Origin of the sequence: Paenibacillus contaminans (assembly GCF_003285015.1) — a bacterium.
GTDB lineage: Bacteria > Bacillota > Bacilli > Paenibacillales > NBRC-103111 > Paenibacillus_V > Paenibacillus_V contaminans.
Genome location: NZ_QMFB01000085.1, coordinates 1 through 720, shown reverse-complemented (window position 1 = coordinate 720; position 720 = coordinate 1). Strand labels below are relative to the sequence as shown.

1 protein-coding gene is annotated in these 720 nt (G+C 53.6%); it reads left to right on the top strand.

Going from position 1 to position 720, the window contains the following annotated elements:
* Window positions 1-720 (top strand): Ig-like domain-containing protein (locus DQG23_RS41645; protein ID WP_192894707.1); only part of this gene is annotated, 720 nt, incomplete at both ends.

Here is a 720-nt window from a genome sequence, read left to right as displayed (position 1 = left end):
TGAAGACGGGCAACCGCAAACTGACGTTTACCGTAGTGGATAAGAATGAAAGCTCCATTTGGTATTATATGCAGCCCAGCATCCTGAAGCTGGTGGAGCTGACGCCAGATTTGGCATCTGTCGCTGTCACAGCAGAAGAGAGCCTGTTTGCCGTCGATGATACGGCGCAACTGCAAGTATCCGGCTTGCTCAGCAATGACGCGGCCGCCGACTTGACCGTTGCCAGCATCGTTTATGAAAGCAGCGCCCCCTCGGTTATGAGCGTAGACCAGAACGGAGTGGTTAATGCGCTGCAACTGGGCAGCGCAACGATCAAAGCAACAGTAACGATGAACGGGGTCGTGAAGGAAGGAAGTATTGACCTCCGAGTTATCTCCGCTCTGGATCGCATCGAAATGTCGTTAGATCAAGAGAGCATCTATGTGGGCGGACAAGCGAAAGCCACACTTCTCGCCTATGCCACCGATGATACTTCTTTTGATTTGGAAGGCATCCCGGTTACGTTCACCAGTTCGGATCCTTCCGTCGCAACCGTTGACAGCAACGGCGTTGTGGTGGGTAAATCGTCTGGAAGAACGGTTATCCGCGTCTCGGTCATATTTGCAGGGGTAGAGAAAAGTGACAGCCGGGAGATGGTGGTCACGGTACCCCCGCAAACGTTCGTCTACGATTTCAGTCAGATCGGTCTTGATGGAGCGTCAGGCACGCCGGCCGGGTTTG